The 19935-nt window shown below is 67.0% G+C and carries 22 protein-coding genes; 8 read left to right on the top strand and 14 right to left on the bottom strand.

The window, feature by feature from the left end; translation table 11 throughout:
• Positions 1-38: 38 nt before the first annotated feature.
• Positions 39-731 carry an HAD family hydrolase gene (locus tag G3572_RS06035; protein ID WP_164609722.1) on the bottom strand — a complete coding sequence of 231 codons (693 nt, stop codon included), beginning with the start codon at positions 729-731 and terminating at the stop codon, positions 39-41.
• 75 nt (positions 732-806) lie between these two features.
• A complete protein-coding gene (locus tag G3572_RS06040; RefSeq protein WP_164609723.1) occupies positions 807-1088 on the bottom strand; it encodes a DUF3572 domain-containing protein in 282 nt (93 codons plus the stop codon).
• A gap of 138 nt (positions 1089-1226) precedes the next feature.
• Between G3572_RS06040 and G3572_RS06045 the strand changes: the two genes are divergently transcribed.
• A complete protein-coding gene (locus G3572_RS06045; RefSeq protein WP_164609724.1) occupies positions 1227-2633 on the top strand; it encodes a diguanylate cyclase in 1407 nt (468 codons plus the stop codon).
• Between the two features lie 19 nt (positions 2634-2652).
• On the opposite strand, the gene G3572_RS06050 is transcribed toward G3572_RS06045, so the two are convergent.
• From G3572_RS06050 to G3572_RS06065, 4 genes are all read right to left on the bottom strand, one after another.
• Entirely contained in the window at positions 2653-3195 is a 543-nt protein-coding gene (locus G3572_RS06050) for a periplasmic heavy metal sensor (protein WP_164609725.1), read from the bottom strand.
• Positions 3192-3614 (bottom strand): dihydroorotate dehydrogenase, encoded by a 423-nt coding sequence (locus G3572_RS06055; RefSeq protein WP_240335412.1) that lies wholly within the window; start codon positions 3612-3614, stop codon positions 3192-3194. Before G3572_RS06055 ends, G3572_RS06050 begins: the two co-directional genes overlap by 4 nt.
• Positions 3595-4194, bottom strand: a complete 600-nt coding sequence (locus G3572_RS06060; RefSeq protein WP_164609726.1) for an RNA polymerase sigma factor — start codon at positions 4192-4194, stop codon at positions 3595-3597. The genes G3572_RS06055 and G3572_RS06060 overlap by 20 nt, the downstream gene beginning before the upstream one ends.
• A gap of 77 nt (positions 4195-4271) precedes the next feature.
• A complete protein-coding gene (locus G3572_RS06065) occupies positions 4272-4829 on the bottom strand; it encodes an EF-hand domain-containing protein (RefSeq protein ID WP_164609727.1) in 558 nt (185 codons plus the stop codon).
• 238 nt (positions 4830-5067) lie between these two features.
• Here G3572_RS06065 and G3572_RS06070 point away from each other — a divergent pair, with 238 nt between their 5' ends.
• Positions 5068-5520: a DUF983 domain-containing protein gene (locus G3572_RS06070; protein WP_164609728.1), complete on the top strand. Its 453-nt coding sequence runs from the start codon at positions 5068-5070 to the stop codon at positions 5518-5520.
• Entirely contained in the window at positions 5498-6118 is a 621-nt protein-coding gene (locus tag G3572_RS06075) for an NUDIX hydrolase (RefSeq protein WP_164609729.1), read from the top strand. Before G3572_RS06070 ends, G3572_RS06075 begins: the two co-directional genes overlap by 23 nt.
• On the opposite strand, the gene G3572_RS06080 is transcribed toward G3572_RS06075, so the two are convergent.
• A complete protein-coding gene (locus tag G3572_RS06080) occupies positions 6058-7035 on the bottom strand; it encodes a fatty acid desaturase (protein ID WP_164609730.1) in 978 nt (325 codons plus the stop codon). The genes G3572_RS06075 and G3572_RS06080 overlap by 61 nt on opposite strands.
• A 119-nt stretch (positions 7036-7154) precedes the next feature.
• On the opposite strand from G3572_RS06080, the gene G3572_RS06085 reads away from it, so the two are divergent.
• On the top strand, positions 7155-8003 hold the full coding sequence (locus G3572_RS06085; protein ID WP_164609731.1) for a helix-turn-helix domain-containing protein: 849 nt from the start codon (positions 7155-7157) through the stop codon (positions 8001-8003).
• Here the strand turns inward: G3572_RS06085 and G3572_RS06090 are convergent.
• The 3 genes from G3572_RS06090 to G3572_RS06100 form a co-directional block, all read right to left on the bottom strand.
• On the bottom strand, positions 7997-8509 hold the full coding sequence (locus G3572_RS06090; RefSeq protein ID WP_164609732.1) for a lipocalin family protein: 513 nt from the start codon (positions 8507-8509) through the stop codon (positions 7997-7999). The genes G3572_RS06085 and G3572_RS06090 overlap by 7 nt on opposite strands.
• Positions 8497-9048 (bottom strand): hypothetical protein, encoded by a 552-nt coding sequence (locus tag G3572_RS21865; protein ID WP_205518515.1) that lies wholly within the window; start codon positions 9046-9048, stop codon positions 8497-8499. The genes G3572_RS06090 and G3572_RS21865 overlap by 13 nt, the downstream gene beginning before the upstream one ends.
• A gap of 88 nt (positions 9049-9136) precedes the next feature.
• Positions 9137-10180: an aldo/keto reductase gene (locus G3572_RS06100; RefSeq protein ID WP_164609733.1), complete on the bottom strand. Its 1044-nt coding sequence runs from the start codon at positions 10178-10180 to the stop codon at positions 9137-9139.
• Between the two features lie 164 nt (positions 10181-10344).
• Here G3572_RS06100 and G3572_RS06105 point away from each other — a divergent pair, with 164 nt between their 5' ends.
• From G3572_RS06105 to G3572_RS06120, 4 genes are all read left to right on the top strand, one after another.
• The gene (locus tag G3572_RS06105) at positions 10345-11565 is read left to right on the top strand and encodes an MFS transporter (protein ID WP_164609734.1); all 1221 of its coding nucleotides are present in this window, start codon (positions 10345-10347) and stop codon (positions 11563-11565) included.
• Between the two features lie 147 nt (positions 11566-11712).
• On the top strand, positions 11713-13431 hold the full coding sequence (metG, locus tag G3572_RS06110; RefSeq protein ID WP_164609735.1) for a methionine--tRNA ligase: 1719 nt from the start codon (positions 11713-11715) through the stop codon (positions 13429-13431).
• Positions 13428-14324: a hypothetical protein gene (locus G3572_RS06115; RefSeq protein WP_164609736.1), complete on the top strand. Its 897-nt coding sequence runs from the start codon at positions 13428-13430 to the stop codon at positions 14322-14324. The genes metG and G3572_RS06115 overlap by 4 nt, the downstream gene beginning before the upstream one ends.
• Positions 14321-15031: an acylneuraminate cytidylyltransferase family protein gene (locus G3572_RS06120; RefSeq protein ID WP_164609737.1), complete on the top strand. Its 711-nt coding sequence runs from the start codon at positions 14321-14323 to the stop codon at positions 15029-15031. Before G3572_RS06115 ends, G3572_RS06120 begins: the two co-directional genes overlap by 4 nt.
• On the opposite strand, the gene G3572_RS06125 is transcribed toward G3572_RS06120, so the two are convergent.
• From G3572_RS06125 to G3572_RS06140, 4 genes are read right to left on the bottom strand one after another with little or no spacing between them, the layout of a single operon-like run.
• Entirely contained in the window at positions 15018-16361 is a 1344-nt protein-coding gene (locus G3572_RS06125; protein ID WP_240335413.1) for a 3-deoxy-D-manno-octulosonic acid transferase, read from the bottom strand. The two genes, G3572_RS06120 and G3572_RS06125, sit on opposite strands and share 14 nt — an antisense overlap.
• Entirely contained in the window at positions 16358-17626 is a 1269-nt protein-coding gene (locus tag G3572_RS06130; protein WP_164609738.1) for a 3-deoxy-D-manno-octulosonic acid transferase, read from the bottom strand. The genes G3572_RS06125 and G3572_RS06130 overlap by 4 nt, the downstream gene beginning before the upstream one ends.
• Complete coding sequence (gene neuC / locus G3572_RS06135) at positions 17619-18746, bottom strand: UDP-N-acetylglucosamine 2-epimerase (RefSeq protein WP_164609739.1); 1128 nt, start codon at positions 18744-18746, stop codon at positions 17619-17621. The genes G3572_RS06130 and neuC overlap by 8 nt, the downstream gene beginning before the upstream one ends.
• Positions 18743-19768: a rhamnan synthesis F family protein gene (locus tag G3572_RS06140; protein WP_354003993.1), complete on the bottom strand. Its 1026-nt coding sequence runs from the start codon at positions 19766-19768 to the stop codon at positions 18743-18745. Before G3572_RS06140 ends, neuC begins: the two co-directional genes overlap by 4 nt.
• Positions 19769-19935 lie beyond the last annotated feature (167 nt).

Genomic DNA, 19935 nt, shown 5'->3' on the forward strand with positions numbered 1-19935 from the left:
CGGGTGCGCGCTTCACCGGCGACGTGAAAGCGTCGTTTTCAGGCTGCGCGATCGGCAAGCCAGCCCGGAAGCGCGCCGATATCGGGCAAGACCACATCGGCATGGGGTTCCAGATCGGCCTCTGTGGCGATGCCTGTGAGCACGGCGATGCGCAGCATGCCCGCCGCATGGCCTGCGTGCAGGTCGTGCAGGCTGTCGCCCACCATCGCCACGCGGGCGGGATCGAGGCCGGTCGCGCGCGCGAAGGCAAGGCACATGCCGGGGCCGGGTTTGGCACCGTGGCCGGAATCGTAGCCGGCGATGAAGTCGAACAGGTCGGTCAGCCCATGCGCGGCCAGATGGGCGCGGGCGGGGGTTTCGGTGTCATTGGTGGCAAGGCCGATGCGCAGGCCCCGCGCGCGCAGGGCTTCGAGCAAGGGGCGCAGCGGCACGGCAGGCACCATCTCGGCCTCTGCCGCCGCCTCGTTGATCTGGCGCGCGACCTCGGCCACGCTTTGCCCCGGAAGATGCACGGCCAGCGCCGCGGCGATGTCTTGCGCGGTGGCGGCGATCACGGGGCTGTCGGGAGAAAAGACGCCGGTTTCCAGATCGAATCCGATGGCACGGGCCATCGTGGCGGCGTGGTCTGCGTCGCGCCCCATGCGGCGCAGCAGGGTCTGCGCCCAGCCGCCCCAGCTGCGGCGGAAGTCGAACAGGGTGCCATCTTTGTCGAAGATCACGCCGTCAATCATTCAATACCCCTTTTGGCATTCAATACCCCTTTTGGCATTCAAACCCCTTTGGCAAAATCGCTTCGGGCCGTGTTGTCAGGTCCAGTGCTGCGCCTCGCCGCCCGGAAGGGCAGCGCGGGCCAGCATCGGCGCGTCATAGCGCAGGCCCGCGGCATCGCAAAAGGCCATGATCCACGCGTCATCCATCAGAAGGAAATCGAGCACCGAGCCCAGAAACTCCGGCTCGGCGGCGCGGGCGGCCAGTTCCTCGGCCGACACACCGGTCGAGCCCATGAACACCGGCAGGAGATCATCATTGGCCGCAAGCCAAGACAGTGCCTGCAAAGCGAGCGTTTCGGCTGAATCTTGCCTAGACATGCCGTTCTCCCACCCCGTTTGGCCCTTTCCAGACAATTTGTCTCGAATGGGCCGAAAACGCTTATTGCTTCAGCAAGGATTCCTTAACCAAATGGTAGGATCAAGGGTAGGGCAAACTTCCTTCGGATCAGGGTTGGCATGGACGGCAGAATCCTCATTGTCGATGACGTTGCGACCAACCGGATCGTGTTCAAGGTCAAACTTGGGGCGGCGCGCTACCATCCGTTGATGGCTGCCAGCGGGATGGAAGGTCTGCGCATGGCGCGGACGGAACGGCCCGACCTGATCCTGCTTGACCTGATGTTGCCCGATCTGGGCGGCATCGATGTGCTGCGCAGCCTGCGGGATGATCCTGTCACGCGGGATATTCCGGTGATCGTGGTCTCTGGCTCGACCGCGTTGGAAGACCGGCTGCTGGCGCTGGAGGCGGGGGCGGATGATGTCTTTGTCAAACCCTATGACGATGACCTGCTGATGGCGCGGCTGCGCAACCTGTTGCGCTGCCGTCAGGCGCTGACCGATCTGACAGAGGGGCATGAGGCGGCGATGCTGGGCATGGCCGAACCCGCGGCGGCCTATCGCGGGCCGGGGCATCTGGCGCTGGTGACGGACCGGCCCGACATGGCACTGAAGCTGCGCCGCGATCTGGCCCCGCTGATGCGCGACACCATTTCGGTGCTGGGTCACAGCAATGCGCTGGCCGATTCCGACCCCGCTGGCGGCGGGCCGGATATCTATGTGATCGATGCCGAAACGGCGGGCCAGCCTGCCGCAGCCACCGATCGCGCCTTGCGGCTGTTGTCGGACCTGCGCAGCCGCAGCGCCACGCGCCATGCCGGCATCTGCCTGCTGACCGGCCCCGCCCCGCAGTCCGAGGTCAAGATGGGCTATGATCTGGGGGCCAATGCGATGCTGACCACCGATATGCCGGTGGCCGAAATCGTGATGCGCCTGCGGGCGGTGCTGCGGGCCAAGCGGCAGGCCGACCAGCGGCGCGGGCAGGTGCAGGACGGGTTGCGGCTGGCGATGATCGACCCGCTGACGGGGCTGTTCAACCGCCGCTATGCGAACGCACGGCTGGCCGAGATGGCGCAGAGCGCGGGGCAGAACGGGCGCACGCTGGCGGTGATGGTCGCCGATATCGACCGGTTCAAATCGGTGAATGACCGCTTTGGCCATTCGGCGGGCGATGATGTGCTGGTGGAAATCGGGCAGCGGCTGGGCAGCAACCTGCGCGAGCAAGACCTTTTGGCGCGGATCGGCGGAGAGGAGTTTCTGATCGCCCTGCCGCTGACCACGCTGGAGGAGGCGCAGGCGGTGGCGCGGCGTCTGTGCCGGCAGGTGGAGCAGCGCCCCGTCGTGCTGGCGGACGGTGAGGCGTTGCAAATCACCGTTTCCATCGGGCTGGCGCTGGCCGAGGCAGGGACGCGCGGGTGGGAGCCTGCGCTGGTGGAGCGGCTGATCGGGCTGGCCGATCAGGCGCTGCTGGCGTCCAAGCGCGCCGGACGCAATCAGGTGACACTCGCGGCCCGCAGCGCCGCCTAGCGCTTTCGCTGCGGCGGGTTTACTGGCCCGGGTCGTCGCCGGAGCGGCGGCGGCCGTCCTTGTCGCCCTGACGGGCCAGCGTGGTTTCCAGCCGCGCGACGAAGGCGGCACGCTCGGCATCCGACATTTGCAGCACCAGCGAGACGAGCGAATCGCGCCCTGCCTCGGCACGGGCGGCGATGCGGTTGCTTTGCCCTTCGACCGCGCTGCGGAATGCGGCGGGGTCGAAGGGGGTGGCGCGCAGGGCGGCCAGAACCGCATCGAAATCGCCGCGCATCTGGGCGCGCATCTCGCGCAGGCCCGGCCCGCGCTCGGCAAAGCCGCGCAACAGGGCGCGGCGCTGATCGCGGGTGAGCGCCTCGGTGAAGGGGCCGAAGTTCAGCTCGCGCACCGAAGCCGGACCGGGCCGCGCGCCATCGTGAAAGCGCAGCATGACCCCCGCCACCGTTCCCGCAACCGCAAGGTTGATGGCAAGCGAAACCGCCAGCAGAATCTTGAGCCCGCGGCCCATCGGGCGCGCTGGCGGGTTGGCGGGCGGGTTGGCGGGCGGCAGGTTGGTCATGGGGCCAGTTCCTCGGACAAAAGACCGTCAAAGCCGGACAGCAGGTCAAGGCTTTCGCCCAGCCCGAAGCCGATGGTGCCGGCAAAGCTCACCACCGATTCGGGCTGGACATAGCCGATCACCAGTCCGGCCATCGCCGCCGAACCGATGCCTGCCACCGCCAGCGCCCCGCCCAAGGCAGCGGCAAGGCGCGCCCAGACACCGGGCCGCGAGACAGCGCGCGACGGCGCGGGCGCGAGACGTGCGGGGGCAGCGGGTTGGCAGGCATAGGCATCGGCCAGCATCCGCGCCATGAAATCGCCATCGGGCTGCGGTGGCTGGCTGCGGGCCAGTGCAAACAGATCGTCCAGTGCCGGATCGGAGGACGCATCCTTCGAAAGGCCATCGCTGCGGGGGGTGTCACTGTTGTGCATCTTCATATCCCAGTTCCTCTCGGCGTCCGGCCAGAAGGGCGGCCAAGGCCCGTTTGCCCCGTGCGGTCAGGCTTTCCACCGCCTCGACCCCGATGTCCATGATCGCGGCAATCTGAGGGTTCGCAAGACCCTCGATATGGCGCAGCACCACCGCCTGACGCTGGCGGTCGGGCAATTGGTTCAGCGCCGCTTGCAAGGCGGCCATGCGGTCGGCCTCTATCATGGTCTGCACCACGGCGGGTTGGTCGCTGGCCGGTTCCGCTGCATCCTCGAGCGCATCGGCACGGCGGCGGATGCGCTGGCGCAGCCGGTCGGTCGCCAGATTGCCCACCACGCGGTAGACCCAGGTGGAGACCTGCGCCTCGCCCGGGCGCCAGTCGGGCGCCATGCGCCAGAGCCGCAGCAGCGCTTCCTGCGCCACATCCTCGGCCTCGGCCCGGTCGCCCAGCATGCGCAAGGCGTGGGCAAAGGCGCGCGGGGCCAGTCGCCCGGTCAGCAGGCGCGCAGCCTCGCGGTCGCCGGTCGCGTAAAGACCCAGCAGCGCCTCGTCCGAGAGCGGGGCAAGCGTGTCGCGTGGCATGTCCATCCTGTTGCTGGCTTATCGGCTTTCGCCCGCCGCCGGAAGGGCCGCCTCTGCCTGCGGCCCCCCGGACGGTTGCGGGATCAGTTGTTGCCGCGCGGGCCATGATCGCCGCGGTGCATGCCGCCCCGCCCTTCGCCGCGCGCGCCGCGACGTTCGGTCATGCGGTCCTTGGCGGCGGCGAGTTCGGCTTCGGAAATGGCGCCGTCCTTGTCGGTGTCGAGCCGTTCGAACATGCGCGTCGAGAGACCCGCTGTCATCGGGCGCAGGCCCATCGGGCTGGCGGCGAGTTCGGCGGCAGAGAGCTTGCCATCGCCATCGGTGTCGAGTTCGGCGATCATCCGGTCGGCGTGGGTCGCGGCGCGTTCGGTGGCCGTGCGGATGTGCATGGCGGCGATTTCCTCGGCCGAGATCAGCCCGTCACCGTCGGCATCGAGCGCGGCAGATTGCGCGGCCCGCCAAGCGGTGACTTCGGCCTGCGTGATCTTGCCGTCCTGATCGGCGTCAATCGCGGCGAAGTCGAGGGCGGGCCCCATCATGCCGCCCATGCGGTCTGCCCTGTCGGCAAGCGCCGCGCTTGCGGTCAGCGCGATGGCAAGCGCCACCAGGGAAGTGCCAACGAGTTTGTTCTTGTCGATCATCGCTTGGTTCCTTTTTTCACTGGCTTGCGGGCATGTGCCGGGCCTTGTGGGTGTGAAACGAAGCGCATCGCCGGTTCCGTCGCGAGGCGATGACGAAAGCTGGCATGGAACAACCGTTGCATGGTTGCGACAGATATTTTACAACTATTGAGGGACGTCTATCCAAGAAAACAGGCTTTACGGTAGTGCGTCCTGCGGACCCACGTCATCGGGTGTGATTCTCTTGCTGTGCGTGACCATGTTAGACAAAACGAATTATTTCGATCTTGACCCTGTTGATCCCTGTCTGGTCCGTCTGAGTGAAGATGACCGCCCCTTGCGCGCCGCCCTTTTGCGCGGCTGGCGCTTGCGTTGCCCCAATTGCGGCACGGGCCGGATGATGGAAGGCTTTCTGAAAGTGCGCGCGGCCTGCCCCTTGTGCCACGAGGCCTTTTACCACCACCGTGACGATGAGGGCCCGGCCCTTGTGACCATTCTGATGATCGGGCATCTGATGGCCCCGCTCTTTCTTTATGGCTTTCTGTCGCCCCGGCCCGATGCCTTCCTGCTGGCGATGGTGTTTTGCGCAGGCACGGCGGCGCTTTCGCTCTTTCTGCTGCCCCGCTGGAAAGGCATGATGGTGGCGCGACAATGGTCGCGGCGCATGCATGGCTTTGGCGGAAACAGCGATGACGACGGACAGCCCAGATAACCCGCCCATCCGTTCCGCCGCGACGGTGATCCTGTGGCGCGCCGATCCGCAGGGCGCGCGTGTGCTGATGGGGATGCGCGGGGCGACGGCGGCCTTCATGCCATCGAAGTATGTTTTTCCGGGCGGTGCCGTGGATGCGGGCGACGGTCTGGACGCCGTGCCGCTGGGCTTGCGCTGCGACGCCCGTCTGCGCGCGCATTGCGGGCCGGACGCCCCCTCGCCCGCCGCGCTTGCGGGGGCGGCCTTGCGCGAATTGCGCGAGGAAACGGGGCTGCGGCTTGCGCCTGCGGCCGAACCTGCCTTGCGCTTCGTGTTTCGCGCGATTACCCCGCCGGGGCGGACACGGCGCTTTGATGCGCGGTTCTTTCTGGTGGATGCCCGCCATCTGGCCAATGACGCCGATGATTTCAGTGCCGCCGAGGATGAGCTTTCGCATCTGCACTGGATCGGTCTGGACGCGGCACGGGCGCTGGACCTGCCCTTCATCACCGAGGTGGTGCTGGCCGAGGTCAGCGCCGCATTGCGCGGCGCGCCCGATCAGGGGGTGCCGTTCTTCGACAATTCGGGCATGAGCCCGGTGTTCCGCCGCATTCCATAGGGTTCGGCCATGCCATCGGCGCCGGGCATGAGAGGATGCGGCACCGGATCTTTGGCGCGCAGGAAGTGGCGGGCGAAGATCTGCGCGTAAGAGCGGTAGGCATAGCCTTCGTTGCGGCGCAGGTAATGGGCGCGGTTGGCGGCATAGAGCGCGGGCAGATCATACCACGGCACCTGCGGGTGCATGTGATGCACGACATGCAGGTTGTTGTTCAGGAACAAGAGCGCCAGCGGGCCGCGATCTTCCACAATGACGGTGCGGGCGCGGGCGGCCTCATGCGCGCGGTGTTCCAGAAAGGTGCGGATCTTCAGCAGCCCCGCCGCGATGTAGAAGGCGGCCAGATAGCCCGCCCAGCCCATCGGCGCGGGGACCAGCCACAGCGCCAGCAGCACCAGCCCGCCCAAGTGCAGCGCCCAGTCGCGCCGGACGCCGGCATCGTGGCGAAGGAGCTGCGCCTCGCCGCGCAGCCAGAGCAGGTTGCCGATCACCGGACCGAGCACGATGCGGCCGAGCAGGGTGTTGTTGGCCATCAGCAGCCCCTGCGCCCAACGCGGCAGCCGCGCCCAGACCTGAGGATCGAGATAATTCGATTCAGGGTCATCATAGGGGTCGGTCAGGCTCGGGTCATGGTGATGCGCGAGGTGGGTGGCGCGAAAGCGGCCATAGGGCACGGTGGGAAACAGGGCGGGAAACACCAGCGCCTCATTCAGGGCGGCATTGCGGAAAGGGTGGCCGTGCAACGCCTCGTGCTGGAGCGAGCAATACTGGGTGATGGCGAGCGCGGTCACGATCACCCCGAGGACGGCCGACGCGTCATAAAGAACCGTCGTGCCAAGCGCCCAGAGCAGGTAAGTGGCGGCCAGAAGCGCAAGAGTGGGCCATTCGACAGCGGGGCGGGTCTGGGTGGGGGGCGCCAATTTTCGGGTCCATCGTGATAACTGGCTTGTGAATATCACTTGCCAGATCGGCGCGGAACGCCAAGGATGCGCACCAAAGTGTCACCGATGTTTCATTTAATCACCATAGGCGGGAAATGATGGACAAGCGTTTGCGCGCCGCGCTGTTTCGCACCCGTTTGGCCGAGGCGATGGCCGAGCGCGGCACCTCGCAGGCGGCACTGGCACGGGCCTGCGGGGTGGACAGATCGACCATCAGCCAGCTTCTGGTGTCGGAAAAGCGCCTGCCCAATGCGCAACTGGCCGCCGATTGCGCGCAGGCGCTGGGGGTGTCGGCCGATTGGCTTCTGGGCCTATCGGGGCGGCCCGAGCCGGTGGCGGACCTGCTGGCGATGCAGTTGACCGAAACGCAGGCCCCGCGCGCGCTGATCGACGAGGCGATCTTTGGCTGGCATCAGGAGGCGGCGGGTTACAAGATCCGCCATGTGCCCGCCACGCTGCCCGACATGCTCAAGACGCGCGGGGTGGTCGACTGGGAGTATGCGCCGCAACTGGGGCGGTCTGCCGCGCAGGCGATCGGCGCCTTCGAGGACCGGCTGGCCTGGATGCGCGGCGCGCGGTCGGATTACGAAATCGCCCTGCCCCGGCATGAGCTTTTGGCCTTTGCGCAGGGAAGCGGCTATTACGCGGGCCTGTCCGTCGCGCTGCGGCTGGAGCAGATCGACCGTATGATCGAGTTGACCGAGGCGCTGTATCCGGCGCTGCGGGTCTATCTGTTTGACGCACGGCGGGTTTTTTCCGCGCCGATCACGGTGTTCGGCCCGCTGCTGGCGGTGCTCTATCTGGGGCGGCACTATCTGGCCTTCCGCGATACCGCGCGGGTGGAGAGTTTTACGCGGCATTTCGACTGGCTGGTGCGCGAGGCCGAGGTTTCGGCCCGCGACCTGCCTGCGCATCTGCGCGCGCTGCGGGCCGGAGTGGGTCAGTAGACCTGCAACAGGCGGGTGTCATAGCCGTTGAAATCGAAAATCTCGCGCGCGGCGGCCAGACGGTCTGCCGACAGTGCCCCGCCCCGGCTGAGGATGAAGCCGAAGGCGCCCGAGGGGGTGGCGATGGCAAGGGTGCGGTAATCAGTGTCCGCCCAGATGACCCACCACGCCTGCCCGTCCACCATGAAGCGCCCCGGCCCCGTCGCGGGCATCGGACCCGAGATCTGCACCTGCCGCCCCGCAAGGCAGAGCCGCGCGGCGATGGTCAGTGCGCCCGGACGCCCGCCGATCTCGGCCCCGCCGGGGGTGCAGCGGCTGCCTGCGGGGGCGAAGCTCGCGCTTTGCTGCCAGCGCCCGACGAGACGGGCCAGATCGAGCTGGGCATTGGACCAGATCGGCGCGCTGGCGGGGCGGAACGGTGCCGTTACGGGCGGGGCTTGCGGCGCGGCGCAGGCTGCCAAGGCCAGCAAGGCAAGACCGCAGAGCCGTCGGGTCAGTTGATGCATTGGGTCAGCATCCTTCCTTGTTCGTTCAGGATGTCATGACAGCCAAGCATCGGGGTCACCGGCGCGCAAGTGCCGGATTTCACGAGGCAATAGCCGGTGCAGTCGGTCGAGGCGCGGCAGGATTTTCCGGCGTCCTTCGTGGGCGTCTGGCAAAAGGCCGCCTTGCCGCCGCCCGCGACGCTCCAGCGTCCGCCGCGCCGCTCGCAGGCCAGATGCGCCGCCGTTTTCACGACGGGCGGGGCCACCGGCTCTGCCGCTTCGGGCGCGGCCTCGGCGGTGCTTTGCGCCGGTGCGGCGGCAGCGGCGGCAGGGGGTGCGGCGGGGGCTGGTGTGGCAGGCGCGGCTTGGGCAGAAGCTTGGGCGGCGGCGGGCGCTGCGCCAGCGGGCGGTGACGGCGCGTCAAGCGAGGTGACAGAGATATCGCCGCCGGTGAAGGCATTGGCCGGAGCGCTCTCTGCCCCCTGCCCCGCGCCGGACAAGGCCTGACATCCGGCAAGGACCGGAAGCAACAACAGGGGCAGGATCAGTCGCAGACGCATGGGCACACACCGGGGCAACGGGTTTGGGGCAAGGACACGGTTCCCGCAGAAGGCCCCATCGGCGCGCCAAGCGCAAGGGCGCGTCCGGTCAATAGGGCATCGGGTGCAGGCGATGGGCCACCGCAATATCGGCCAGCACATCCACGGACAGGCGCAGATCAGCCGCGCCAAGATTGACGCGCAACTGCTCTACCGAGGTGGCCCCCACGATCGGGATGCAGGGGAAGGGCCGCGTGAGGCAGAAGGCAATCGCCATCTGGCACGGGTCCAGCCCATGCGTGGCGGCAATGCCCAGATAGGCGGCCACGGCGGGAAACACCTGCGGCGTGATGCGCCCGCCGAGGTCGGGGGTAAAGCTGCGCCTTGTCCCCTCTGGCACCACATCGCCCGCATATTTGCCGCTGAGCAATCCCGCCGCCAGCGGCGAGAAGGCCAGAAGCGGCATATCCTCGGCCATGCTCAACTCGCACCAGTCGGTGTCGAACTGGCGGCACAAGAGCGAGTATTCGTTCTGCACGGACATCATGCGCGGCAGATCGTGCACCTTTGCCAGATGCAGCCACAGCGCCGTGCCCCATGTGCTTTCATTTGACAGGCCGATGGCGCGGATCTTGCCCTCGGCCATCAGATCGGCGGCGGTGCGCAGCACATCGAGCATATGCCCCTCGACCTCGGCGCGGTCGATGGCACGCGGGGCATAGCGCCATGCCTGCCGGAAATGGTAGCTGCCCCGGTTTGGCCAGTGCAGCTGGTAAAGGTCTATGTAATCGGTCTGCAGGCGCCGCAAGGAGCCTTCCACCGCCGCGCGAAACGAGGCCCCCGTGATCGGCGCGCCGTCGCGCACCGCCTTTTGGCCCGCGCCGGTGATCTTGGTCGCGATCTGCAAACGCGAGCGCCCGCCCCGCGCGGCCAGCCAGCGCCCGATGATCGCCTCTGTCTCGCCCACCGTTTCGGCCCGCACCGGATTGGTCGGATACATCTCGGCGGTGTCCCAGAAGGTGACACCGTGATCGCGCGCCAGATCGGCCTGCGCATGGGCCTCGCTCTCGCTGTTCTGGCTGCCCCATGTCATGCTGCCCAGACAGAGTTTCGACACCTCTATCCCGCTTTTGCCAAGCTGAACCCGTTCCATCGGTTGCCCTTTTCCTTCCATCGTCCCGGTCTCGCACCCTAGCCCTGCCTTCGGCCAAGGCAAGGGCAAGCGGCCCACGGGACGCGAATCTGCGCCGTTTCCGGCGACAAGGATGGCGGACAATCCCCCTTTACTCGGCGCGGCAAAGGGTCTTTTCTCGGCCCATGCGTTTGATGATCTCCTTTGCCGCCCTGTTCCTGTCGGTCGTGCTGTTGCAGCTGGGCTTGGGCGGGGTGGCCCCCTTGGATGCCATATCGGGCGTGGCGCTGGGGTTCACCACGGGGCAGATCGGCTTTCTGGGCTCGGCGCATTTCTTCGGCTTCTTCATCGGCTGCTGGTGGGCGCCGCGCCTGATGGGCAGCGTGGGCCATTCGCGCGCCTTCGCCGCCTTTACCGCCGCGGGCACGGTCGGCATCCTCGCGCATATGATGGTGGTCGACCCCTATGCCTGGGCGGTGATGCGACTGACCTCGGGTCTGGCGGTGGCGGGGTGCTATACCATCATCGAGGCATGGCTGCAGGCCAAGGTCACGAACGAGACGCGCGGGCGGGCGATGGGGCTTTACCGCGTGGTCGACATCGCGGGATCGCTCGGCGCGCAGCTCATCATCGGGGTGCTGGAGCCGGCAAGTTACCTTTCCTACAACACGCTGGCCCTTTTGTGCTGCCTTGCGATCTTCCCGCTGACGCTCAGCCGTGCCGAAGCGCCCGAAATGCCCGACGCCCCGCGCCTGCGCCCCGGCCTTGCGTGGCGGCTGTCGCCGCTGGCCTCGGCGGGGGTCGTCGTCTCGGGCATCACGGGGGCGGCCTTCCGCATGGTGGGGCCGCTTTACGGCACCGAGGTGGGGTTGCGCGCCGACCAGATCGCGCTGTTTCTGGCGGCTTACGTCCTTGGCGGGGCCTTTGCGCAATATCCCGTCGGCTGGCTGGCCGACCGATATGACCGCCGCACGGTGCTGATCCTGCTGTCGGTGGGCGGGGCTGTCTCTTGCGGCACCACCGTGCTTGCGGCGGGCAGCGGCACGCTGGGGGTGTTCCTTGCCGCCGGGGTGTTCGGCTTTTTCACCATGCCGGTCTATTCCGTCTCGACCGCCCATGCCCATGATCATGCCAGCCAGATGGAGCGGGTGGAGCTTTCGGCGGCGCTGATGTTCCTTTACGCCGTCGGCGCCATCGCCAGCCCGCTGATCGCCGCCCTACTGATTGATGGCTACGGCCCCTCGGCGATGTTCATGATGATTGCCCTGTCCCACATCGCGCTGATCCTGTTCGGCTTTGCACGCATGCGCAGCCGCCCTGCCCCCGATGCGCGCACCCCCTACACCTATGAGCCGCGCACCTCCTTCCTGATCGGCAAGCTGTTGCGCAGCCGCCGCGACCGCTGAGAGCGGCGCGCAAGGACGGGGACGCAACACCCGCATGGCCTGCGCCGTTTCCAAATGCTCAAAATGCGCCGCCTGCCCCCGGCGCATCCTCTGGCAAGCGGGCGCGCCATGCGTTAAACGGGCGCAACCATCAGACAAAGGCGCATCATGGCACGGATCCTCATCACCTCGGCCATTCCCTACATCAACGGGATCAAGCATCTGGGCAATCTGGTCGGCAGCCAGCTGCCCGCCGACCTGTTCGCCCGCTACATGCGCGCCCGCGGAAACGAGGTCATGTTCATCTGCGCCACCGACGAACACGGCACGCCCGCCGAACTGGCCGCCGCCAAGGCAGGCCAGCCGGTCGCGGAATATTGCGCCGAGATGCATCAGGTGCAGGCCGAGATCGCGCGCGGCTTCCGGCTGTCCTTCGACCATTTCGGGCGCTCGTCCAGCCCGCGCAACCATGCGCTGACGCAGCATTTCGCCGGACGTCTGGCCGATAACGGGCTGATCCGCGAAGTTTCGGAAAAGATGATCTATTCCGTCGATGACGGGCGTTTCCTGCCCGACCGCTATGTTGAGGGCACCTGCCCCAACTGCGGCTACGATTCGGCGCGCGGCGATCAGTGCGACAACTGCACCAAGCAGCTGGACCCCGCCGATCTGATCAACCCGCGCTCGACCATCTCGGGGTCCACCAATCTGGAACTGCGCGAGACAAAGCACCTGTATCTCATGCAGCGCAGTCTGCGCGACAAGCTGGAGGCGTGGATCGACAGCAAGCATGACTGGCCTGTGCTGACCACCTCGATTGCCAAGAAATGGCTCAACGATGGCGACGGCTTGCAGGATCGCGGCATCACCCGCGATCTGCACTGGGGCATTCCGGTGAAGCGCGGCGACCAGCCCTGGCCGGGGATGGAGGGCAAGGTGTTCTATGTCTGGTTCGATGCCCCCATCGAATACATCGCCGCCACCGCCGAATGGGCCGATGCCAACGGGCTGGACGATGCCGCATGGCAACGCTGGTGGCGCACCGACAAGGGGGCGGATGACGTCACCTATTACCAGTTCATGGGCAAGGACAACGTGCCGTTCCACACCCTTTCGTTCCCCGCCACCATCCTTGGCTCGGGCGAGCCGTGGAAGCTGGTCGATTACCTCAAGTCCTTCAACTACCTCAATTATGATGGCGGCCAGTTCAGCACCTCCCGCGGGCGCGGGGTGTTCATGGATCAGGCGCTGTCGATCCTGCCGAGCGATTACTGGCGCTGGTGGCTGCTGTCCCATGCGCCGGAATCCTCGGATGCCGAATTCACATGGGAGAACTTCCAAAGCTCGGTGAACAAGGATCTGGCCGATGTGCTGGGCAATCTGGTGTCGCGCGTGACCAAGTTCGCCACGTCGAAATTCGGCGCGACCGTTCCGGCGGGGGGGCAGTTCGGCGCGATGGAAACCGCGCTGATCGCCGATCTGGGCGCGCGCATCCGCGAGTATGAATCGCTGATGCAGGCGATGGAAGTGCGCAAGGCCGCCGCCGAATTGCGGGCAATCTGGGTGATCGGCAACGAATACCTGCAGGCGGCCGCACCGTGGACGGTGGTGAAGACCGACCCCGAGCAGGCGCAGGCGATGATCCGTCTCGCGCTGAACCTGATCCGCGTCTACGCGATCCTGTCGCAGCCCTTCATCCCCGATGCCAGCGCCGCGATGATGGCGGCGATGGGCTCGGATGACTGGACATGGCCCGACGATCTGCCCGCTGCGATGCGGGCGCTGGAGCCGGGAGCGGCCTTCAGCGTGCCGGAAAACCTGTTCCGCAAGATCACCGACGAGGAGCGCGCCGAATGGCAGGCGCGCTTTGCGGGGGTGCGCACGTGACAGAAGCGCCAGACAGCCCTGTCTGGCAGCTTGTGCTGGTGCTCTGGGGCACCAAATACCCGGTGGCCGAGGTCAATCACCTGATTGCCACCGTCTGCCGCCATGCCGCCCGCCCGCCCCGCGTGGTGCTGATCACCGACCGTCTGCGCGAGGGTATGGCGGCGGGGGTGGTGCAGCGGCTGATCCCCGATTTCTTCATGGCACCCGAGATGCGCGGCGCGGGCTGCCAGACAAAGCTGTGCATGTTCGAGGCGGGGGTGGTGCCGGATGATTTGCCCGCCATTTTCATCGACATCGACACGGTGGTGCTCGGCGATCTGACCCGCCTGCTGGCGCTGCAACGGGACCGCCGGACGGTGGCGATCCTGCAAAGCGCGGTGCTGCCCTTCGGGGCGCTGGCGCGGGCGCTGTTCCGGCTGACCAAGGGGCGCAAATACGCGCGCGGCAATTCGTCGATCGTGGTCTACCACCCTGCGGAAACCGCCCATATCGCGGCGCGTTACCGCGCATTGGTGGCGGAACACGGGTTTAACGGCATCCGCCCGATGATCGCGGATGAGCGGTTCATCAGCTGGGCCCACCAGCCGCATATGCGCGCGATCCCGCGCCATCTGGCGGTGAAGCTGCCGACCGAATTCATGCTGCCCTGGCGCTGGCTGATCCATCTGCGCGCGAGGATGCCGTGGGTGCGCAGGCGGTGGGCGGGGCTGGTCGCGCTGACCCTGCCGGGGGCGGAGGTCAAGGGCGAGGCGCTGCTGGCGCTGCCCGAGGGCGGCGAGGTGGTGGACCGCAAGGGGCGGCGGCTGATCTGGTCGGAGGCGGCGCTGGGGCCGGTCAAGGCACGGCTGACCGAACATTACAGGGCACTTGAAAACAGCGGGGGAACAGCGTGATTCTAGGTCATATCGGTGCGCGCAAAGGGTCGAAGGGCGTGCCGGGAAAGAACTTCCGCACCCTGTGCGGCAAGCCCCTGATCGATTGGTCGCTGGACCAGCTGTTTGCCAATCCGCGCGTGGGCGCGGTGGTGGTGTCGACCGATGATCCGGCGATCTACGCCCATGCGGTAGCGCGGGGCGCCCTTGATATCGGCCTGCGTCCGGCGGAGCTTGCCACCGACACCGCGCCGAAATGGGGGGTGTGGCAACATGCGCTGGCCGCGTCGGAACCGCTTTGCGGGCCGGTTTCGGCCTTCCTCGATCTGGATTGCACCTCGCCCCTGCGCATCCCCGAGGATATCGAAGGCGCGCTGGACCTGTTCGAGACCGACCGCCCCGATATGGTGATGAGCGTGTGCGAGGCGCGCAAGAACCCCTATTTCAACCTTGTGGAACCTGATGCGACGGGCGCGTTGCAGGTGTCGAAGCCGCTGCCGGGCGGGGTCTGGGCGCGGCAGGATGCGCCGGTGGTCTATGAACATGTGGGCGTGGTCTATGTGGTGGACCCAAGCTATCTGCGCCGCGCCAAGACCATCTATGAGGGGCGCGTGCTGCCTTTCGTGCTGCCGTCAGAGCGCTGCCATGACATCGACACGCCCTATGATTTCCGGCTGGTCGAGTTCCTGCTGACCGAGCAGCTTGCGGCGGGCGTCACGAAGGCCTGACAGCCGCCAGAAGCTGCGGGATCGCGGCCAGCGTCTTGGCGGTGGCGTCGGAATGGGCGGCGGTGAAGGCGGCGATGCGCGCGGGATCGGTGGCGGCATCGGCGATGAGGGCTGCGGCCAGCGCGGCGGCATCCGGCACCGAGCGCGCGACGCCTGCCGCCTCGGCCTCGGCAAAGGGGTATTCGATGGTGTGGGTGTGGGGGCCGGTGATGACCGGCTTGCCCAGCACCAGAGCCTCGGAAATGTTATGCGCGCCCTTGGGATTGAAGCCGCCCCCGACGATGACCTGATCGGCGATGGCGAGGTATCCATACATCTCGCCCAAGGTGTCGCCATAGAAGATGTCGGGCGTGGTGGCCGGGGCTGGCCCCCAGGCGGCGGGATCGAAGGCGGGCGCAAGGCCGGAGCGGCGCAGCAGGGAAAGCCCTTCGGCAGAGAGGGTTTGCGCGACCTCGTCAAACCGCTCGGGGCGGCGCGGAACATAGGCGAAGAGCGGCATGGGCAGGCCGCGCGCGGCGTGATCGGCGCGCAGGGCGTGGACGGCGTGAAGATAGGTGGCATCCTCGCCCTCGATGGCGCTGGCGATGGTGATGACGCGGGTCTGCGCAGCCCCGAGCCAGTGGCGGGCCGCCTGCCCCGCTGCGACCAAAGCGGGCGGCACCGGTTGATCGAAGCGCAATTCGCCGGTGACGGCTATGTTGCGCACGCCGACACCGGCAAACCGGCGCGCTTGCAGATCGGATTTCACCAGGGCCCCTGCAAAGCCCTGCATCACCCTTTGCCGGAGGCGCAGACCCTTGCTGTCGCGCGCCAGGGCACGGCTGGGATATTGCGCATTGCACATGAACAGCGGCACCTTGTGCGCACGGGCGGCGGCAACCATGCGCGGCCAGATCTCGATTTCCATCACCAGACCATAGGCGGGGCGGAAGGCGCGGAAGAAGCCGCGGTAGGCCCAGCCGGTCTCCAGCGGCACCCAGACCGCGCAGAGGCGGCCCGCCGCGATGTCGGCGGCAAAGACCCGCTGCGCCTCGGCCCGCCCTGCGGGGGTGAAATGGGTGGTGACGACATGCTCGCCGCGGTCGAGCAGAGCGCGGATGAGCGGGACGGCCGAACGCAACTCGCCCAAGGAGACGGCATGCACCCAGACAGGGCCATTGCGCATGGATTTTCTGCCAAAATCCGGCGGCACGGTGTAGCGGCCAAAACGCTCGGCCAGATGCGCGGTATAGGCCGGGTCCTTGCGGCCACGCTTCCACAGATAGGCAAGGACCAGCGGCAGGCCGAAGGTCCAGAGCGCCGACCATGCCAGCAGGAAAGCGCGCATCATGGTCGCACCAGCGCGAGCAGATCCCGCGCGAGCGGGTCCAGCCCATCGGCCGCGCGCTGCACCATCTGGCGCGCGCGCAGGGCGATCTGCGGCAGATCGGGGTGCTGCAGCGCCGCATCGAGCGCGCCGGGCGCGACGAGCAGGGCGGCGCTGGCCTGATGCAGGCTTTCGTAATCGGCCTTGAAATTGGAGGTGTCGGGGCCGTGCAGGATGGCGGCGCCGAAATGCGCGGCCTCCCACGGGTTATGGCCGCCGATGCTGTCGAAGCCGCCGCCGATCAGGGCGGCCTCGGCCAGCCGATACCAGAGGCCAAGCTCGCCATAGGTATCGGCCAGCCAGACCGCATCGCTGGCGGCGGGCACGCGCCCGAGACTGCGGCGGGCAAAGGGCAAACCGGCCTCGGTCAGGCGGGAGGCGACCGCGCCGGCCCGTCCCGCATCGCGCGGGGCGAGGATGAGGAGCCAGCGCGGATCGGCGCGCCAGAGCGAGGCCTGTGCGGCAAATACCTGCGCCTCGTCCCCCGGATGGGTGGAGGCGGCGACCCAGACGCGGCGGGTTTGCAGCGCCTCTGTCGCCTGCGCGAGGGCGGCAGGGTCGACCCCGAGCGGCGGGGCGGCGGATTTCAGCGATCCGGTCACGCTGACACGCTTGGCACCAAGTGCGCGAAGGTGCGCGGCGCTGCGCGGGTCTTGCGCGCAGATCGTGGAAAACCGCGCCAGAAGGTCGCCGTAAAGCCCGCGCGCGCGTGACCGACGGGCAAAGCCCGCATCGGTCATACGCGCGTTGACCAGCGCCAGCGGCACCTTGCGCGCATGGGCGGCCACCACCGCGCCGGGCCAGAGTTCCTGCTCGGCCCAGACCGACAGATCGGGCTGCCAATGGGCCAGAAAGCGCGCAAGGTATGACGGAGCATCCAGCGGCAGGAACTGGTGGACCGTGCGCGGCGGCAGGTTCGCGGCGATGACCTGCGCCGAGGAGCGGGCCGAGGAGGTGATGAGGAAGTTCAGCCCCGGATCTTGCCGGGCCATCGCGAGGATGAGCCCGCGCAGGGCCAGCACCTCGCCCAAGCCCACCGCATGGAGCCAGACCAGCCGCCCTTCGGGCCGGGGGGCCGTGGCATGGCCGCGCTTTTCCGCGACGCGGCCTGGGTCTTCCTTGCCGCGCGCGAGGCGGCGGCGCAGCACCGCCGGGCCTGCCAGAGCAATCAGGGGACTGGCGGCCAGATAGGCGCGCAAGGCAAGACCCGTGGGCGCGGCATCAGCCATTGTCTTGATCGCGGAAGGCCTTTTGCAGCCCTTGCGCCCAGAACTCCGGCCGGGCCAGCGTCTGGGCAAAGCGGTCGGCCGCCCTGCCCTCGCCAAAACCGCTGTCGCGGGGGTGACGCTTGCCCCAATGTTCGGTCAGAAAGCGGGCGACCGCAGCACCGTCGCCCGCATCGGCAAAGGCGACCGAGGCCGCCATGGCGCGATTCGTTTGCCTTGTGCCGACATCGAGCGAGGGCAGGCCCAGAAACGGCGCCTCGCGCACGCCTGCGCTGGAGTTGCCGACCATGCAGGCGGCGTGTTTCATCAGTTCCGAGAAATGCGCGAAACGCATAGACGGGATCAGGCGGAAGCGGTCTTTGGGCAGCCCGTTCAGCACGGCGAAGATCTGGTCCGACCCCGGATCATTGTTGGGCGCGATCACCACGAAATTGCGGCCCGAGGCTTCCAGGGCGCCAAAAAGGGCCTGCGCCTGCGCGCCCATGCTGGCCTGTTCGCTGGTGACGGGATGAAAGACCGCGATGCCATACTCGGCAAAGGGAATGTCATAGCGCGCCCGCACTTCGGCAAGGCTGACACCCGAAGGGCCGGCATGGAAATCAAGCTCGGGCGAGCCGATGACATGGATGGTTTCGGCAGGTTCGCCCAGTGTCATCACGCGGCGGGCCGCCGCCTCGGAGGAGACGAAGTGGTGGGTGGCGAGCTTGGTGTTGCAGTGGCGGAACACCTCGTCGATGGTGCCCGAGACTTCGCCGCCCTCGATATGGGCGGAGGGGATGTAATTGGTCGCGGCCACCAAGGCGCCCGCCAGCGCCTCGATCCTGTCGCCGTGCAGCACGATCAGGTCGGGTTTGTGTTCGGTGATGAAGTCCGAAAAGCCGACGACGGTTTTCGCCAGCACGATATCCTGCCCGTCGCCCGGGCGCTGGTTGAGGAATTCATGCACGCGCACGCCCGGCATGCGCTGCACCTCGAGCTTGGTGAGGCCGTAGCGGTCCATCATGTGCATGCCGGTGACGAAGAAGGTCACCGCATGCCCCGCATCCCGCGCGGCGGCGGCAAGAGGTTCAAGCTTGCCGAAATCGGCGCGGGTGCCGGTGAGGAAGAGGAGGTGGCGGGTCATATGCTGCCGCTCGCCGGCTGTTCGCTGCGGAAACCCGGGAATTGACGATGGACCAGCGCGGCCATCTCGACTCCGATCTCGGGGGGGGGCGGCGGCAGGTGGCCGTCACGGACTGCACGGAGATATTGCAGGCGCATTTCGGAAAAGATCTCTTCGCTGCTTTTCTTCATGAACATTGTCCCGAAGATTCGGTCATTGGCATAGCAGAATGAAGCATTGAACCGCTTGCGATTGACGCATTTCCGGATGTGTTCCAGAACCTCGGCGCGCCAGCCGGGGGCGGTGCGGGGCAAGGCGCGGAGTTTGTCCCCCTGACGGCGCAGGTCGTTGTCCCCATAGGCGGCGTATTTCAAGGTAAGCGCGATGAAGTCGTCGTCTTGCTGCACCACTTGGTCAAGGAAGATGCTCCGCTTGCTCAGCGCATCGATGCGCAGGCCAGCGGCAGCCATCGTCCTGGAAAAGCCCAGTTCACCGAACTTGATGGTGTGAGGCTTATAATCGGTCATCTTGTAGTCGCGCCAGAAAGTCTTGAAGGCCTCGGACTGCAGGGCGGTGCGGTTGAACAGGTAGAAGTAGGATTCGACGTGCAGCCGGTCACTCGGGGTGCCGCCACGGTTATCGTGGATCACCTTTTCGTCCTGCAAGAGGCCGACGAGGTCGGCATCTTCGCGCGCCTGCATGCGGGTCAGCACATCAGGAGCCATTGGCACCCAGACGCTGTCATTGAGGATGATCAGCTGCTCCGGGTCCACTTCGGCCTGATCGACAAGGCGCAAGGCGTCTCTGTAGCCGCCAAAATCATAGCCGAAATTGGGGCGTTGCATGACCCTTGCTGCATGATCCAGCAGCAGGGCGCGGTCGCTATCGGCGATGGGGCTGTTGGCGACGACGATGGGAGAAAATCCATGCGCGTGCAGCCAGTCGAGGGTGACGATGGTAGAAGGCGCAATGCCGTTCGGCTGATAGATCAGAAAGATCGCGGGCTTTTTTCCCAACGGGATCGCGCCGGTGAAGATTTTCACGATCCGGTCAAAGTCACGGTCATGCGCCTCGCGCAGGGCGGGTTCGCGGCGACGGGCGGGCCATGACGCGATGTGATGCGGCAGTCCCAGAAACTGGCTGTAGACGCGCACCAGTTCACGGCGGATTTTCCATGCGGGGATCATGCGTCCCCCTTAAAGATTTCAGA

This window comes from Pseudotabrizicola algicola, from assembly GCF_010915705.1.
Classification (GTDB): domain Bacteria; phylum Pseudomonadota; class Alphaproteobacteria; order Rhodobacterales; family Rhodobacteraceae; genus Pseudotabrizicola; species Pseudotabrizicola algicola.

What these genes read in the sequence shown, in the direction of transcription:
- G3572_RS06035 (WP_164609722.1), bottom strand. Translation starts at nt 731, where the DNA reads ATGATTGACGGCGTGATCTTCGACAAAGATGGCACCCTGTTCGACTTC.
- G3572_RS06040 (WP_164609723.1), bottom strand. Translation starts at nt 1,088, where the DNA reads ATGTCTAGGCAAGATTCAGCCGAAACGCTCGCTTTGCAGGCACTGTCT.
- G3572_RS06045 (WP_164609724.1), top strand. Translation starts at nt 1,227, where the DNA reads ATGGACGGCAGAATCCTCATTGTCGATGACGTTGCGACCAACCGGATC.
- G3572_RS06050 (WP_164609725.1), bottom strand. Translation starts at nt 3,195, where the DNA reads ATGACCAACCTGCCGCCCGCCAACCCGCCCGCCAACCCGCCAGCGCGC.
- G3572_RS06055 (WP_240335412.1), bottom strand. Translation starts at nt 3,614, where the DNA reads ATGAAGATGCACAACAGTGACACCCCCCGCAGCGATGGCCTTTCGAAG.
- G3572_RS06060 (WP_164609726.1), bottom strand. Translation starts at nt 4,194, where the DNA reads ATGGACATGCCACGCGACACGCTTGCCCCGCTCTCGGACGAGGCGCTG.
- G3572_RS06065 (WP_164609727.1), bottom strand. Translation starts at nt 4,829, where the DNA reads ATGATCGACAAGAACAAACTCGTTGGCACTTCCCTGGTGGCGCTTGCC.
- G3572_RS06070 (WP_164609728.1), top strand. Translation starts at nt 5,068, where the DNA reads ATGTTAGACAAAACGAATTATTTCGATCTTGACCCTGTTGATCCCTGT.
- G3572_RS06075 (WP_164609729.1), top strand. Translation starts at nt 5,498, where the DNA reads ATGACGACGGACAGCCCAGATAACCCGCCCATCCGTTCCGCCGCGACG.
- G3572_RS06085 (WP_164609731.1), top strand. Translation starts at nt 7,155, where the DNA reads ATGGACAAGCGTTTGCGCGCCGCGCTGTTTCGCACCCGTTTGGCCGAG.
- G3572_RS06090 (WP_164609732.1), bottom strand. Translation starts at nt 8,509, where the DNA reads ATGCATCAACTGACCCGACGGCTCTGCGGTCTTGCCTTGCTGGCCTTG.
- G3572_RS21865 (WP_205518515.1), bottom strand. Translation starts at nt 9,048, where the DNA reads ATGCGTCTGCGACTGATCCTGCCCCTGTTGTTGCTTCCGGTCCTTGCC.
- G3572_RS06100 (WP_164609733.1), bottom strand. Translation starts at nt 10,180, where the DNA reads ATGGAACGGGTTCAGCTTGGCAAAAGCGGGATAGAGGTGTCGAAACTC.
- G3572_RS06105 (WP_164609734.1), top strand. Translation starts at nt 10,345, where the DNA reads ATGCGTTTGATGATCTCCTTTGCCGCCCTGTTCCTGTCGGTCGTGCTG.
- metG (WP_164609735.1), top strand. Translation starts at nt 11,713, where the DNA reads ATGGCACGGATCCTCATCACCTCGGCCATTCCCTACATCAACGGGATC.
- G3572_RS06125 (WP_240335413.1), bottom strand. Translation starts at nt 16,361, where the DNA reads ATGATGCGCGCTTTCCTGCTGGCATGGTCGGCGCTCTGGACCTTCGGC.
- G3572_RS06130 (WP_164609738.1), bottom strand. Translation starts at nt 17,626, where the DNA reads ATGGCTGATGCCGCGCCCACGGGTCTTGCCTTGCGCGCCTATCTGGCC.
- neuC (WP_164609739.1), bottom strand. Translation starts at nt 18,746, where the DNA reads ATGACCCGCCACCTCCTCTTCCTCACCGGCACCCGCGCCGATTTCGGC.